At 40.0% G+C, this 15,551-nt stretch carries 12 protein-coding genes; 11 read left to right on the top strand and 1 reads right to left on the bottom strand.

The window, feature by feature from the left end; genetic code table 11:
- Positions 1-5: 5 nt before the first annotated feature.
- From GFH30_RS05660 to GFH30_RS05615, 10 genes are all read left to right on the top strand, one after another.
- Positions 6-557: a GNAT family N-acetyltransferase gene (locus tag GFH30_RS05660; protein ID WP_153371301.1), complete on the top strand. Its 552-nt coding sequence runs from the start codon at positions 6-8 to the stop codon at positions 555-557.
- 559 nt (positions 558-1,116) lie between these two features.
- The gene (locus GFH30_RS05655; protein ID WP_153371300.1) at positions 1,117-1,995 is read left to right on the top strand and encodes a MetQ/NlpA family ABC transporter substrate-binding protein; all 879 of its coding nucleotides are present in this window, start codon (positions 1,117-1,119) and stop codon (positions 1,993-1,995) included.
- 74 nt (positions 1,996-2,069) lie between these two features.
- Complete coding sequence (locus GFH30_RS05650; RefSeq protein ID WP_153371299.1) at positions 2,070-3,095, top strand: methionine ABC transporter ATP-binding protein; 1,026 nt, start codon at positions 2,070-2,072, stop codon at positions 3,093-3,095.
- A complete protein-coding gene (locus GFH30_RS05645; RefSeq protein ID WP_153371298.1) occupies positions 3,092-3,787 on the top strand; it encodes a methionine ABC transporter permease in 696 nt (231 codons plus the stop codon). The genes GFH30_RS05650 and GFH30_RS05645 overlap by 4 nt, the downstream gene beginning before the upstream one ends.
- Positions 3,788-3,890: 103 nt before the next feature.
- On the top strand, positions 3,891-4,445 hold the full coding sequence (locus GFH30_RS05640) for a hypothetical protein (protein ID WP_153371297.1): 555 nt from the start codon (positions 3,891-3,893) through the stop codon (positions 4,443-4,445).
- A 170-nt stretch (positions 4,446-4,615) separates the two neighbouring features.
- Positions 4,616-8,188: a DNA polymerase III subunit alpha gene (gene dnaE, locus GFH30_RS05635; protein ID WP_153371296.1), complete on the top strand. Its 3,573-nt coding sequence runs from the start codon at positions 4,616-4,618 to the stop codon at positions 8,186-8,188.
- Positions 8,189-8,216: 28 nt separating this feature from the next.
- Positions 8,217-9,065, top strand: coding sequence for an RNA methyltransferase (locus tag GFH30_RS05630; protein WP_153371295.1), 849 nt, complete (start codon positions 8,217-8,219; stop codon positions 9,063-9,065).
- Complete coding sequence (gene cysE, locus GFH30_RS05625) at positions 9,065-9,874, top strand: serine O-acetyltransferase (protein ID WP_153371294.1); 810 nt, start codon at positions 9,065-9,067, stop codon at positions 9,872-9,874. Before GFH30_RS05630 ends, cysE begins: the two co-directional genes overlap by 1 nt.
- 110 nt (positions 9,875-9,984) lie before the next feature.
- Positions 9,985-10,893, top strand: coding sequence for an ABUW_2363 family tetratricopeptide repeat lipoprotein (locus GFH30_RS05620; RefSeq protein WP_153371293.1), 909 nt, complete (start codon positions 9,985-9,987; stop codon positions 10,891-10,893).
- A gap of 119 nt (positions 10,894-11,012) precedes the next feature.
- Complete coding sequence (locus GFH30_RS05615) at positions 11,013-13,019, top strand: esterase/lipase family protein (RefSeq protein WP_153371292.1); 2,007 nt, start codon at positions 11,013-11,015, stop codon at positions 13,017-13,019.
- Positions 13,020-13,103: 84 nt separating this feature from the next.
- Here the strand turns inward: GFH30_RS05615 and GFH30_RS05610 are convergent, their stop codons facing one another.
- Entirely contained in the window at positions 13,104-13,877 is a 774-nt protein-coding gene (locus tag GFH30_RS05610) for a TenA family transcriptional regulator (protein WP_153371291.1), read from the bottom strand.
- Between the two features lie 320 nt (positions 13,878-14,197).
- Here GFH30_RS05610 and GFH30_RS05605 point away from each other — a divergent pair, with 320 nt between their 5' ends.
- A complete protein-coding gene (locus tag GFH30_RS05605) occupies positions 14,198-15,433 on the top strand; it encodes a diguanylate cyclase (RefSeq protein ID WP_153371290.1) in 1,236 nt (411 codons plus the stop codon).
- The last annotated feature ends 118 nt before the right edge of the window (positions 15,434-15,551 follow it).

The following is a 15,551-nucleotide window of genomic DNA, read 5'->3' as shown; positions in this document are numbered from 1 at the left end:
AAAGTATGATATTAGAAACCCCTCGCCTGATCCTCCGCCAATGGCAAGACTCCGACACTGCCCCATTTATCCAAATGTGTGCAGATGATCAGGTCATGCGCCACTTCTATAAAAAACTCAATGCTTCCGAGGCCACAGCATTTATGCAACGGCTTAAAGATGCCATAGAAACTCGCGGTTGGGGTTTATATGCTGTAGAGCTTAAAGCCACAGGTGAATTTATTGGCTTTATTGGATTACACGTCCATCCACCTGAATTTGAAATGGCAGATGCACCTGAAATTGGTTGGCGTTTACTGCCACAATATTGGCATCAAGGTTATGCCACCGAAGGCTCAAAAGCTGTGCTTAAACATGCGTTTCGCAATCTAAGATTAGACAAAGTGATTTCATTTACGGCATCTGCAAACCAACCATCGGAACGCGTGATGCAACGTATTGGCATGGAAAAAGTCAGTGAGTTTAGTCACCCACTTATGCCTCTTGAGCATCCATTAAATTTACATGTGCTGTATGAAAAGCAACGTAGCGATTACCTGCATATTCCGTTTTGTTAAGTGCCGTGCCCTCAATTGTTATATTGGATTAAAAATTTGCGGGCTTTAAGTTAAATGCCTAATACGGTTCAGCGCGTCTTTTTACGCTTTTATACCAAAGATTATATTCTTTTTTGTGATTTAGATTGAGTAAAATCTTATAAAGTCTAATATTTCAGCAGTTTACATGTAAGCATCATTTTCACTAAAAATAATATATTGTATTTATTGATATTTTAATGAATCTGTTAAATTTCATATGCTACTAAAGAGATAAGTTATGCTTTTTTATCCGCTATAATGAATATAGATTTGTTGTTATGATAGGCACAGATTCAAGGCGTTAGATTCCTCTATATCATTATAATATATCTATTTTCTTATTTTAATAGATACCAGATATAGCGGTTTAATCTGCGCTGATGAGAGACATTTTATAAAAGTGTTGCGACAAGTACATTTTCTTTGCGCAAACTTACTTTAAGCCCAATCTTATAGGTATCAATTACTTGCAATAAAAATATTTTAACGCAACCTGACTTATCTATAGATTAGGCAATTTGAAAATTAGGACATCTTTATGAAAAAGCTACTTAGCGTTTTACTCGGTGCATCTGTTTTGACTTTGACAGCGTGTGGCAAACAAGAAGCGCCTGCAACGGATGCAGCTCAAAACGATAAAAATGCTGGTGAACTTCAAACCGTAACGATTGCATCAACAGGTTCAGATGCGGATGTATGGCGTCATATTGCAACATTGCCTGAAACCAAAGACGCGGGTTTAAAACTTGATGTGAAAAATTTCACTGACTATGTCGCAATGAACACAGCAGTTGCAAATAAAGAAATTGATGTGAATGCATTCCAATCGTATGCCTACATGGTTGCGTATAACGATGCCAACACTGCGAAAATTGCACCCCTCTCTACGACTTATTTAGAGCCAATGGGTATCTATTCAAGCAAAGTAAAAACTTTAGCAGAGTTTAAAACAGGCGCAACGATTGCCATTCCAAACGACGGCGCTAACGAATCACGCGCATTGTTACTATTACAATCAGCAGGTTTAGTGAAGCTTAAAGCGAACTTTGACAATGTCAAAGGCACAACGTCTGATGTGACTGAAAATGCGAAGAAAATCGTGATTAAACCGATTCAAATGGCAACCGCTGTTCGTGTGAAAGATGAAGTGGATGCAATTGTCTTGGGTAATACCCTTGCAATGGAAGGTGGTTTAAACGTATTGAAAGATTCAATCTACTACGAGCCAGTGGATCAAAGCACGAAAATGAATGTTAACGTTTTAGCCGTCGCAGCAGATCGTGCCAATGATCCTGTACTACAAAAAGTCGGTGCGCTTTACCATACGCCAGCGGTAAAAGCATATGTAGATGAACATTTTGCAGGAACAAAAGTTGCTGTAAATGAACCAACAAGCTATTTGACTGGCGCAAAATAAGTCTATAATGCAGTTTTAGGACAGGCAAAGTCTTCTTTGCCTGTTTTTTTATTCCTGATGTAACCTTTGACGCTATGATCGAATTTAAGAATATTTCTAAACACTATACGCATAAAGGTCAAACTTTAGCGGCGCTGAATCAGATTAATCTATCGATTCCAACAGGCAGTATTTTTGGCATCATTGGTTATAGTGGTGCAGGTAAAAGCACACTGATTCGTCTCATTAATTTACTAGAACGTCCAAGCGCTGGGCAAATCTTCATTAATGATACTGACTTCACTGCACTTGATGCAGCACGCTTACGTCAGGAACGTGCCAATATTGGCATGATTTTCCAGCATTTCAATTTAATGCAAACCAAAACCGTTGCAGCCAACATTGAAATGCCCATGAAACTTTTGGGTTGGTCTAAAGCTGAACGTGAAAAACGTCTAGAAGAACTGCTCGAATTTATCGATTTAAAACATAAACGCAATGCTTTCCCCGATGAACTTTCAGGTGGGCAGAAGCAACGTGTCGGCATTGCCCGTGCCCTTGCCAATCATCCTAAAATTTTACTGTGTGATGAAGCAACCTCCGCACTTGATCCACAAACTACACAATCTGTTTTAGCTTTGCTGAAAAAAATCAATCAAGAGCAAGGCATTACCATTGTGATGGTCACCCATGAAATGGATGTGATTGAATCTGTATGTGACTATGTTGCCGTCATGGAAAAAGGCGATGTGATTGAAACAGGTTCGACTTTGCAAATCTTCAGTCAGCCACAACATGCAACAACCAAAAGCTTTATTCAAACCGTATTACAGCAAAATTTACCAATTAATATTTTAAAGAATCTAGAAAATCAAAATCATAACAGTATTTATTGCCTCAAATTCTTGGGAAGTTCTGCACAAGAAACCGTAATTCAAGCGGCAATTAAACGCTTTGATATTAGTCTCAATATTTTATTTGCCAATATGACGGAAATTGGCGGTGCCGTGATTGGGCAAATGTTTATTCAGCTTTTAGGCGATGATCACGTGATTCAAAATGTGATTTCATTCTTAGAGGACAACGGCGTTCAAGTCGATCAAGCAGGAGTTCAGGCATGAGAGATTTAATTGTGCAATGGCTCACCACATTAACTGCACCATTTTGGAAAAGCTCGCTGTCGATGGATCAGTTTGTGACTGCCTTACAAGAAACCTTTCACATGGTGTTCTTCGCTATGTTGTTTGGCTGTATTTGGGGCTTTATCCAAGCGATCACTTTAGTTGTGACACGTCCGAATGGTATTTTACCCAATCGTGTGCTTTATCACGGGCTAAATCCAATTGTAAATGCCCTGCGCTCGCTGCCTTTTATCATTCTTTTAATTGCAGTCATTCCACTTACTAAGTTTTTGGTCGGCACCTCGATCGGCACGTGGGCTGCGATTGTCCCGTTAACGATTTATGTCGGCCCTTATATTGGTCGCTTAATTGAAACGTCTTTACTCGAAGTGAATGAAGGAATTATTGAGTCAGCGCAAGCTATGGGTGCAACCCCAATGCAAACCATTTTCAAGTTTGTATTGCCTGAAGCACGCAGTTCACTCATTTTAAACTTAACCACAGCCACCATCAGCTTGATTGGCGCGACTGCAATGGCAGGTGCAGTGGGTGCAGGCGGTATTGGTGATTTAGCAATTTCTTATGGCTACCAACGTTTTGACACTTCTGTGGTCATTATGACCGTGATTGTTTTGTTGATTTTGGTGCAAATTGTACAGAGTGTGGGTGATTGGTTATCCAAAATTCGTTAATAATTTAAAACCTAAGAAATGTTCAAAGAGCACCCTGTATTTCAGGGTGTTTTTTTTAGACCATTCATTTATACTTCAGAAAAATGAGCAATAAATTAAAAATATGAAGAATAACAATGGTAAAGCAACCATCATTCATGACTTCAATGGTCTGTCTATTTCTATTCCAACCTCAACACCTATCTTCATTCTATTCATCAGTATTCTTACACTATCGTTTATGCTCTATAGCGGTTTATATGAGGTGACGAAGAACTATTTTTCAACGATCGATCATCGTGATTATATTCAAATCATGATTGCCCTTGTTTTTGTATTTATTCTTTTCAGTATCATCAAAACATGGCTATGGCTGCTGTTTGGAAAACAAATCATTGAAATCACCAATCAACAGCTGAAAATTAAGAACTCAATTTTAGGGATGGGGAAATTTAAAATTATTCCTATCTCTGACATTACTCAAGTCAGTGTCAATATCAATCCAACCAAACAACAACCTGGCAAAATTTTGCTACATCGCGGCACGAAAGTGATTGATGTTGGCACTTATATTCAGGCTGAAGAATCTCTGTATCTCGTTGAGCTGATCAAAAATAAACTTGAAACAATCAATTCAGCTTCTTTACAGACAAACTTCAGTCAATCGACCGATTTGTAATGATACCCTCCCGATGACGATGCCCACAAACGCTTCAGTTCATGTACATCAAACGGAACTAAGAAAATTATCAGATTAGCCACCCAAAAATTAGCCGTTTCGCCCCTTTTTCAAACTGCAATGTAATTTCCCATGCTAAAATACTTTTTAGCTTTCGCAGGGACTCTTCTATGCACTTTGTTCATCTTGGTATTCATACAGAATTTTCGATTACAGAATCTATCGTACGGATACCTGAGCTCGTCAAAGCTGCAGCAAGTCAAGAGATGCCTGCCCTTGCCCTGACCGATTTATCTAATCTTCATGCGGCAGTTAAGTTCTATAAAAAGTGCCTCGATAAAGGCATTAAACCAATTTTAGGTTCTGAAATCCGTCTGAATGATGCTGAACATCGTGTGACGTTGTTATCTATGACCAATACAGGTTGGCGTAACCTGACTGAGCTTGTCTCTGAAGGCTATATTTCAGGTCAACAACTCGATATTCCTTGCGTTCAGAAAGAATGGATTTTGAATCAACATCAAGATTTAATCGTGCTATTGGGCATGCAATCTGATGTCGGTAAAATGCTCATTACCTCAAATCCCGACAAAGCCGAACCGCTGTTACAAGAGTGGGTTGAAAAATTTGGTAATCGGGTTTATTTAGCGCTGACACGTACGCATCGTCCTGATGAAGATACTTTTATTGAAGAAGCGGTCAAACTCGCGAAAAAATATAATATTGGTGTTGTGGCACACAATGATGTGCACTTCATCGAACGTGATGATTTTGAAGCGCATGAAGCGCGCGTATGTATTGCCGATGGTTATGTGCTTGGTGATAATCGTCGTCCAAAAACTTATAGTCCTGAACAATATTTTAAAAATGCTGAGGAAATGGCAGAACTGTTTTCTGACATTCCGACTGCCATTGAAAACACTTTTGAGATTGCCAAACGTTGTAATGTCACTTTACGTTTAGGTTTTAATGACTTACCGGATTATCCAATTCCTGAAGGCCATACCATTGATACCTACTTCGCGCATTTATCCGAAGAAGGTTTGGAAGAACGCTTAAACTTTCTTTATCCGCCTGAACAGCGCGGCGAGGATTGGGCTGAAATTCGTAAACCTTACGATGAACGTTTAGCATTCGAAGTTAAAATTATTTTGGATATGGGCTTCCCTGGTTACTTCCTCATTGTCATGGACTTTATTCAATGGTCTAAAGGCAACGGCGTACCTGTTGGTCCGGGTCGTGGTTCGGGTGCTGGTTCACTGGTCGCGTATAGCTTAAAAATTACCGATCTTGATCCACTCCGTTACGATCTACTCTTCGAACGTTTCTTAAATCCTGAACGTGTTTCGATGCCCGATTTCGACGTCGATTTCTGTATCGCAGGTCGTGACCGCGTGATTGATTATGTGGCACGGACTTACGGACGTGATGCAGTGTCTCAAATCGCAACATTCGGTACGATGGCAGCCAAAGGTGCAATTCGAGATGTGGCACGTGTTTTGGGTAAATCTTATGGTTTAGCGGATCGTATTTCGAAAATGATCCCAACCAAACCTTTGGGTTTAAGTCTGCTTGAATCCTTAGAAGCCGAACCACAACTTAAAGACATTGTCACCAATCCAGCCAACCCAGACAATGACGATGCGGCTGAAATTTGGGAAATGGCGCTGAAGCTTGAAGGGATTACCCGAAATACCGGTAAACATGCCGGTGGTGTGGTGATTGCCCCAACCAAACTGACCGATTATTCTGCAGTTATGTGTGACGCCGATGGTACGGCACGTGTCGCACAGTTCGATAAAGACGATGTTGAATCTGCGGGGCTGGTGAAGTTCGACTTCTTGGGTTTACGTAACTTGACCGTGATTGAAGATGCCATTAAGCATATCAATGCACGTCCTGATATTACTGACCCAGTCGACATTTCTTATATTCCACTCGACGACAAAGCGGCTTACGATATTTTCGCTTCAGCCAACACGACGGCGGTCTTCCAGTTTGAATCCGTGGGCATGAAAAAAATGCTCAAGGAAGCCCGTCCAAGTAAATTCGAAGAAATTATTGCCTTCGTATCGTTATATCGTCCGGGTCCAATGGATCTCATTCCTGACTTTATCCATCGTATGCACGGTGGTGAGTTTGAATATCTACATCCCCTGCTTGAAGGCGTGTTAGAGCCAACCTACGGGATTATGGTCTATCAGGAACAGGTGATGCAGGCTGCGCAGTTCTGTGCAGGCTATAGCTTGGGTGGTGCCGATTTACTCCGTCGTGCGATGGGTAAAAAGAAAGTTGAGGAGATGATTAAACATCGTCAAATCTTCATCGAAGGTGCTGCGAAGAAAGATATTGATGAAGCTACTGCCAACCATATTTTCGATTATATGGAAAAATTCGCAGGTTATGGCTTTAACAAATCACATGCCGCAGCCTACGCTTTGGTGGCTTATCAAACTGCTTGGTTAAAAGCACATTATCCTGCCGAATTTATGGCAGCGGTGATGACATCAGAGATGCAAAACACCGATAACGTGGTGTTTATTATCGATGACTGCCGCCATAACGGTTTACAAGTATTACCACCGTCGATCAATATGTCACTGTACCAATTCCATGCCAGCGACCCAAAAACCATCGTCTATGGTTTAGGTGCAATTAAAGGTGTGGGTGAAGCAGCAATGCAATCGGTGATTGATTCACGCATTCAAGATGGTCCGTTCCGCGATATCTTCGATTTTTGCCATCGTGTTGATCTGAAAAAAATCAATAAACGTACCTTAGAAGCGCTCATTCGTGCCGGTGCGATGGACTGTTTAGGCATTGAACGTGCTGACTTAATGGCTCAACTTCCTGAAGCCGTACAAGCTGCCGATCAAGCGCGTCAGAACCGTGAAACTGGTATTATGGATTTGTTTGGTGAAGTTGAAGAAGTCCAACGCAAACCATCAAAACCCGTTAAAGCTTGGTCAGATGAAGTCCGTCTCAAAGGTGAAAAAGACACTTTAGGCTTATACCTCACAGGTCATCCAATTGATGTCTATCGAACTGAATTGAAGTCTTTTGTCCCAAGTCCAATTAATGAACTTACACCGACACGCCGTGGCGTGACCACTGTCTTTGCGGGTTTAGTTGTCGATGTTGCCAACTTCCCAAATCGTATGATGGTAACGTTAGATGATGGTACCGCTCGAATTGAGATTTCGACCAATCATGAACGCTTCCAACGTTTCAAAGACATTGTCCAAGTCGATAAAGTTGTCGTGATTGAAGGTGAAATTTATGAGCGTGAAGGTTTCGATCGTCCATTAGGTCGCTTAACCAAGGCCTTTAGCCTGAATGAAATTCGCCAAAAACGTGCCAATAGTATTAAAATCACCTTAAGTCCTGAGCATTTGACCAACACACTTGGACGTGATTTACAGCAAATTTTAACGCCGTATACCAATATTGATATGTGTACCCACATTCCTGTGGTGTTGTATTTGGATTATCCATATGCAACCACGGAATTGCATTTGGGCATCAATTGGAAAGTCGCCCCCCTCGATGAGGTCCTCGCCAAATTCCGTGATTACTTTGGTAAATCATGTATTCATATTGAATATCAAGTGAAATCTAAAGCTGCCAAAGCCGTGTCTTATCAGCAGGCAAAACCCGTGGATGTACCGCCACCGCCTGCCAATATGAGCATGGACGAAGCTTTGGACTTATATCAGTCTGAATCTCAAGCACAATATTCGTAATTTTTAAAATCTAATCTTTGGAATCATCATGAGTCAATTTGACAATGCTGCCATTTCAGCACATCTCTCCCATGTGCGTATTGTCATGGTCAATACCACCCTACCAGCCAACATTGGTAGTGCATTACGTGCCATGAAAACCATGGGCTTATCTAAACTGGTATTGGTTGCACCAAAAACTTATCCGCATCCTGACATCAACGCGTTAGCTGCGGGCGCAGTCGATCTGATTGAACAGATTGAAATTGTCGACACACTTGAAGAAGCAATCCAAGATTGTCATTTGGTCTTTGGTACCAGTGCGCGTAGTCGCACCATTCCTTGGCCATTACTCGATGCTCGCCCTGCTGCAGAAAAATCATTAAGTGCCGTGGTGGAATCGAAGCAAGAAGTGGCTGTCGTATTTGGGCGTGAAGATCGTGGTCTCACCAATGAAGAATTGGCGATGGCAAACTATCATGTCACCATTCCAGTCAATACAGATTACGGCGTACTGAATGTCGCACAAGCCATTCAAGTCATTTGCTATGAAATGCGTATGGCAGCTATGGCAAAAACTGAAGAGATTGTTAATCCCGAAGCTAAAATGCATGTCACTGATGATATTGATATGCAATGGGATGAACCTTTGGTTGAACATGCGCAAATGGAACAGTTTTATCCGCATTTAGAAAAAATGTTGGCTGAAATTGAATTTATGGATCCAAAAAACCCACGATTATTGCCATTACGCTTGCGTCGTCTTTTTGGACGTATACAATTAGATCGTATGGAATATCATTTACTTCGTGGTATTTTCAGCCGTGTGCAAGCCTTAAATAATGGCACATGGAAAAAATCAACAGATACATCGACATCGGACAAGGATTCAATCTAATGCTGAAACAGCTCAAAGAGGATATTCAAGCTGTCTTTGCGCGCGACCCTGCCGCACGTAATACCCTAGAAGTCTTAACCACTTATCCTGGCATTCACGCGCTGATTATGCACCGTGTTGCACATGAGTTATGGAACAAAGATTGTAAGGGTTCAGCACGCGCATTATCTTCATTGAGCCGTTTTGCCACGGGAATTGAAATTCATCCGGGTGCAAAAATTGGTCGTCGCTTTTTCATTGATCATGGCATGGGTGTCGTGATCGGTGAAACCGCAGAAATTGGTGATGATGTTACCCTATATCATGGTGTGACCTTAGGTGGCACCACATGGAATAAAGGCAAACGTCATCCAACATTAGAAGATGGTGTTGTTGTTGGCGCGGGCGCTAAAATTTTAGGTCCATTTACCGTGGGTAAAAATGCCAAAGTCGGCTCAAATGCGGTCGTCACCAAGGCCGTACCTGAAAATACGACGGCTGTAGGCAACCCTGCGCGCTTTATCACCAAAGACAAACCCGCTGATGATGCTGAAGCGCGTCGCCGTGATTATGCACAAAGTATTGGCTTCCAACCTTATGCCGCGACGGAAGAACAATCTGATCCGATTTTAGAAGGCATGCGTATTTTGCTTGATCGTATTCAACAAAATGAAAAACGTATGAATACTTTATGCAACCGTCTATCTTTGCTTGATCCGACCTTTAAGAAAAACAAATCTGAAGATCAGCCATTTAGCGAAGAAGAATTAAAGATTCTAGACAATGCGCGTCGTGAATGCGAAGCGCAAACCCAGCAATCCAAAGCGTGATTATGAACATTTCAATATGTAACACGCCAAACCTTGCATGTTGCATATAACTTTTTTAGACTGACTCACAGACAACTTTCTTTAGAAAATAACACAAATGGATGGATATTATGACTTTAAAGCCTTTGGCACTCGCGGTCTTAGCCCTCGGCATAACAGCGTGTTCAACAACACCAAACAAACATAATGCTCAGTCTAAAGATGCAATGGTCTTCACAGAGCCACAACTTTCTGCGCCATTCTATGCCTTAAATCCATTTAATTATAATGAGCCGCCTGCATTTGAAGTTCATTTGCAAAAAGCGGCAGCGCAACCTGTCACAAAAATGGTGGTCAATCGTAGCGATGCGCCAGGCAAAACGTTAACACTTGATACCAATAAACTCATCGTTCCAACCGTGAATAGCAACACACGTTCTGTACGCTATGCTGCACTTGCAGGCGACAACGAAATTGATATCACTGAAATTGATGATTTCTTACAATTGGTTGAAGGTAAAGCACGTCATTACCCACCTCGCTTTACTGAGCGTCAAGAACGTAAAGGCTTTGAAGCAAAACTAAAAGAGTTAACTCAACAACTCGACACCCTTGCTGTAAAAGATAATGCATCGTTCGATATTCTTGTTCGTGCATTTAAAGCCAGTGTCATGGCACGTAATTTGGACTTAGGTTCGGTATACACCACGAAGTCAATGAACTACGCACAGCGCATTTTAAAAATCAACCAAGATGATGCAGAAGCAAACTTCTGGTTTGGTTTTGGTTTGTCTGAAGGTGGTGGTCAACGTGAAGCGATTCCATACCTAGATAAAGCCATGAAAGCGGGCGTTCAAGAAGCGTATTTATCTGCTGCAAACAACTATATTGCAATGGAAAATAAAAAGAATGCCGTTCAAACTTTAAAAAACTACAAGATTAAATATCCACAAGAAGCTGAAGTGGCTGACCGTTTGATTCAAGAAATTGAGAAACAAGGTCGTTGGAATGTATGGCAAGTAATGACACCAAAAACTTAATACGACATTTGTTGTGCAAAGTTACAAATTAGACTGCTTCGGCAGTCTTTTTTATTATATAAATATTAGTAAAATACAACGAATTAACATTCACATCTCTATCGAGCAAATAAATTTTTATGCACTATAAAATGAATAAAGCATTATGGCTATGCTCAGCAATTTTTTTAAGCTCCTTGACCGGTTGTCAGGTCGTGAGTGTAAAAAATCAAAAGATCAATGTCAGTATTTCCAATGAACGAGACAGTATTCTCACCCGTGATAAACTCAGTGAAGCAAGCTTGAATGTGCTGTCGATGACCGGTCGTGAGTCGAAAAATTGTATGAATCAACCGGAACAATGTGTTGAAGAATTACAAAAAATTCCACAAATTTTAGATGAACAATTGTTATCAACAGCCAGTGAACTGTTCCTTGCCAAATCTATACAGCTTGGCAAATCATCAGAATGTAAAACCAGTGTACTCAGCAAGACACAGTCCGATGAAAAACAGTTATTACAAAAGCAAACTATCGAAAAATGTTTAGACACCCAATTGGCAATGCTTGATAAAAGCATTCGCTATAGTTATGCCTATCTCTTTAAAACAGAGCGTGTTCCTCAAGACCGTATTTTCGATAACCGCCAAGTACAAATTCGAGATTTTTATAACCTTGCGATTGCACACTTAGTTCAAGCCTATAACCAACGTCATACCAGTACAGAAGCCAGTCGTCGTTTGCAAATTGGTGAAAGTATCTATCATGTTGATTTTGAGTTTTATCCACAGCTCAAAGAGAAAAAGGCCGAACAGCTTTTATCGACCTATAACATGAATTTCTCAGGTCTGCGCTCAGTAACACGCCGTGATGGTTTCGGTTCTGAATTTTTAGTGGTGATGCCTGAAGATAAAAATCCACCCAACACAAAAGCTAAATATATTGTCGATCCATTGAACCATAAATATCCAAATGGAATAAATCCCAATATTCATGATGCTCGCTATTTAGCCACCACCATTACAGCACAACCAAAATCACAACGTGATGTAAAAGATATCCTCACCAACCCTGAATTTCACTTAAAACTTTATGATCCGTATAAAAATGAAAAAGTGAAAATTGCTGGTCGTGATTACCCGCTTGCTGCGAATTTCTCTGCACCTTATGGGCTATGGCTTGCTGAAAATAACTTAGGTCGTTCAGCTTATTTAAGCTTAATTGATCGTGATGATCAAATTCTGATGCCGCATTTATATATGCTTGAACCTTATAATCCAGACAAAAAAGTGATTGTTTTGGTGCATGGTTTAGCCAGTAGTCCAGAAGCGTGGATTCGCCTGACCAATGATATTATGGGCGATCCAGTGTTACGAGAAAACTTCCAAGTCTGGCAAGTGTTTTACTCCACCAATATGCCTATTTTGGAAAGCCGCTTTCAAATTCATAGCATTGTGACGCAAGCTTTTGATCAAGTGCAACCAAATGCTGCCGCTGCCAAAGATGCAGTGCTTATTGGGCATAGCATGGGCGGTATTATTTCTCGATTATTAGTCAGTAATGCTGACCTCGTGAACGATACGCAAAAACTGGTCAACAACCGTAAACTCGATCAATTTAAAAATAACCCGCTATTTAAAGCACGGTTACAAATGCAGGCGATTCCTCAATTTGATCGCGCGATATTTTTAGCATCTCCACATCGCGGAACAGATTATGCAGATCGTTGGTTTACCCGTGCGGCACGTAAAATTATTAAATTACCGGGTGCATTTTTAGGTGCTTTTGCCGACACGTTACAAGGTCAAATAGGACTGGATGACTTCGTCAAAGAACTTGGGCATGGGATTATCCAAAATGGTCCAAGTGATTTATCCAAAAACTCAAAATTCACCCAACTCACCAAAGATATTACGCCATATAAAGGTTTTAAATTCCATTCTATTATGGGTAATAACACAGGTTTAGATGATCTCAATTTAATTACGGATGATATTGTGCCCTATCGAAGTGCGCATTTAGAGGGTGCAATTTCGGAAAAAATCTTAAAAGGTGGACATTCTATTCAAGAAACGCCTGAAGCTGTACTCGAATTACGCCGTATTTTAAGACTGCATTTAACTGAATTAGGGATATATAAACCTTAATATTCACTCAATTAAAAAAAGCCGAATTATATTCGGCTTTTTTTAGTCTTATTACTTTCTATTTATTTTTATGTGAAGTTAGCTTTAAGATTTCATATTACTTATAGTATTTTTTTTGACTTGAATTCTATAACATTCATCAAGGGCGAGTTCATAATAAGCTAAACCTTCTTTCGCAGCATTAAATGCCTTTCGCTGTCTATAAAGATCATCGCCACATAAGCGTTTTATAAGTTCCATTGCTTCATAAGGATGCAAATCATCATAATGTGCATGTGCCCTTAACCATGCCAAGGAGCGTTTATCAATATTGATTTCTGGATGCGCTTGATAAGACTGAACACCGGCATATACTCGGCAACTCCAATCGCCTGTTGCCCATTCAATGGCTAAATTTGTCGCAGCCAAACTTTCAACTAAATCCCCACGGGTATTGATATTCCATAAAAAGTGATTGACGGCATTCATCGCGGCTGAAGGTTCTACTGCATCAAGCTCAGCGATGCTTAAACCAAAGCCTTGTGCCCAGTCACGATACCAATTTAAATGCCGCTCCTCGACCTTAATATTTTGAATCAGCCAATCACGCGTTTCGATCACTCCAGATTCATCAAACTGTATGGCTTTCGACAAGGCAAGCCCCATATAAGAAGGAAAATGTGCTACCAATGGATAAAAATTAAGCAGCGCATAGCGGAAACATTCAACCGTCAAGGTTCCATCTGCCATGGAGACAAAAAAAGGATGCTGACTAATACGATCTTTAAACGGTAATAAATCATTCCAAAATGTCTGTGACCATTCATTATGTTCAGTAATTTCTAAGGCCTTTTCATAGCTACGTAATGCTGTTGTCATGATTCTATCCTTTTTTCTTTAAGTTCTTTTGATCATATTATTTGAATTATGAGATACGATATAAATCGATTTATTTATATACTATATTTCATCAGCATATTTTAATATGCAAGATGGATATTATTTAATTTTGTAATTCATCCTAGGTATTAATACCCTTATCACATAATTATTATATTTTAACAAATGATACAATTTTTTCATTTCGTTACTTGAGCCATTTGATTTTTTTATGCTATTTAATATTTTAAAGAATATGAGTTAATGCATATTTACTATTCTGAGATTCCATAATACTTATTATTAAAAATGGTTTAAATATGAAGTTAACTGGCTCAAATATCATTAGTCGTGAAAAAATCAGCGCTCTGATACATCGAGGGTTGAATTATGTTCACTTCACGCATGAGCTTGAGTCAATTTATCGTCAACAATATTGTGAAGAAGCGGCCTACGAATTTCGCTATCGTGGCTTCATTATTTTAATTTTGTACTTATTTCTGAGTTACGGGATTTATAAGACCATTCCCAACAGTCAAACAGCACTGCATTGGTTTGGTTTATATGCATGGGTGGGCGTCATTATTTTGGTGGCATGGGGTTTGTCTTTTATAAAAAGTTTAAACCGCCATTTCGATGCCTATACGACACTCGGTTCTGCGGGCGCTGTCGCGATCTCATTTATGGTTATTACCATGATTGGTGACAAGAATGACAATGCCCTATTACATGCTGCCATGATGTATGCCGTGGTCATTATTTATAGCTTTGTCGGTATGCGTTTTTACAATGCGATGATTGCCGGTTGGAGTGGCGGACTCATTGGTTATCTCGTGACCATTAAATTTAATTACGATATTGATTGGACTTTTTTAAATCGAACCTACACTTTTAGTAGTTTCTTAGGCATGTCAATCGCGTATGCAATTGATCGGCAGCATCGTGAAAATTATTTACAAAATTGCATGATCGAATTGAATAAAAAAGAATTAACCGAACAAGCCCTTAAACTTGAGCGCCTGACCCAACTTGATGCCTTGACTGGACTGGCGAATCGTCGCCATTTGGCTGAATGCTTGGATCAACAGTGGCGTTATGCCCTTCGCCATCAAACGCCTTTAAGTATTATGATGGTCGATATCGACTATTTTAAAAACTATAACGATCATTTTGGACATTTGGGTGGCGACCGCTGCCTACAAATTATTGCTGATCATTTAAAGCTGATTACCTCACGCAGTTTTGAGATGGCAGCACGTTATGGTGGTGAGGAATTTTTATTGTTATTTCCAAATATTGATGAACGCAAAATTGAAGAAATTGCACAAAGACTCATCCTACAAATCAATGAAATGCAGCTACCACACCCTTGCAGTCAAGTCGCGGATCATGTAACAGTGAGCATTGGCTGTGCCACTGTTTTTCCCAACGAGCAAGAAAGCATAAATCAATTTATTCGTCATGCAGACGATGCCTTATACCAAGCCAAATTATTGGGACGTAATCGTTTTTATGCGGCTAAACCGATTATTTTAAAAAATATTCAAGTTTTGTGAAAAAGTAATTTTTTCAATATCGCCTAATTCCCTGCAAATGGATTGAATGACAGCAGAAAAATTCAATAACATTTCTTTCTAAAAATGAAGTTTGCTAGACTGAACGTAATATTTTCAA

The organism is Acinetobacter wanghuae (genome assembly GCF_009557235.1).
Lineage (GTDB): Bacteria > Pseudomonadota > Gammaproteobacteria > Pseudomonadales > Moraxellaceae > Acinetobacter > Acinetobacter wanghuae.
This window is presented reverse-complemented; position numbering and strand designations above follow the sequence as displayed.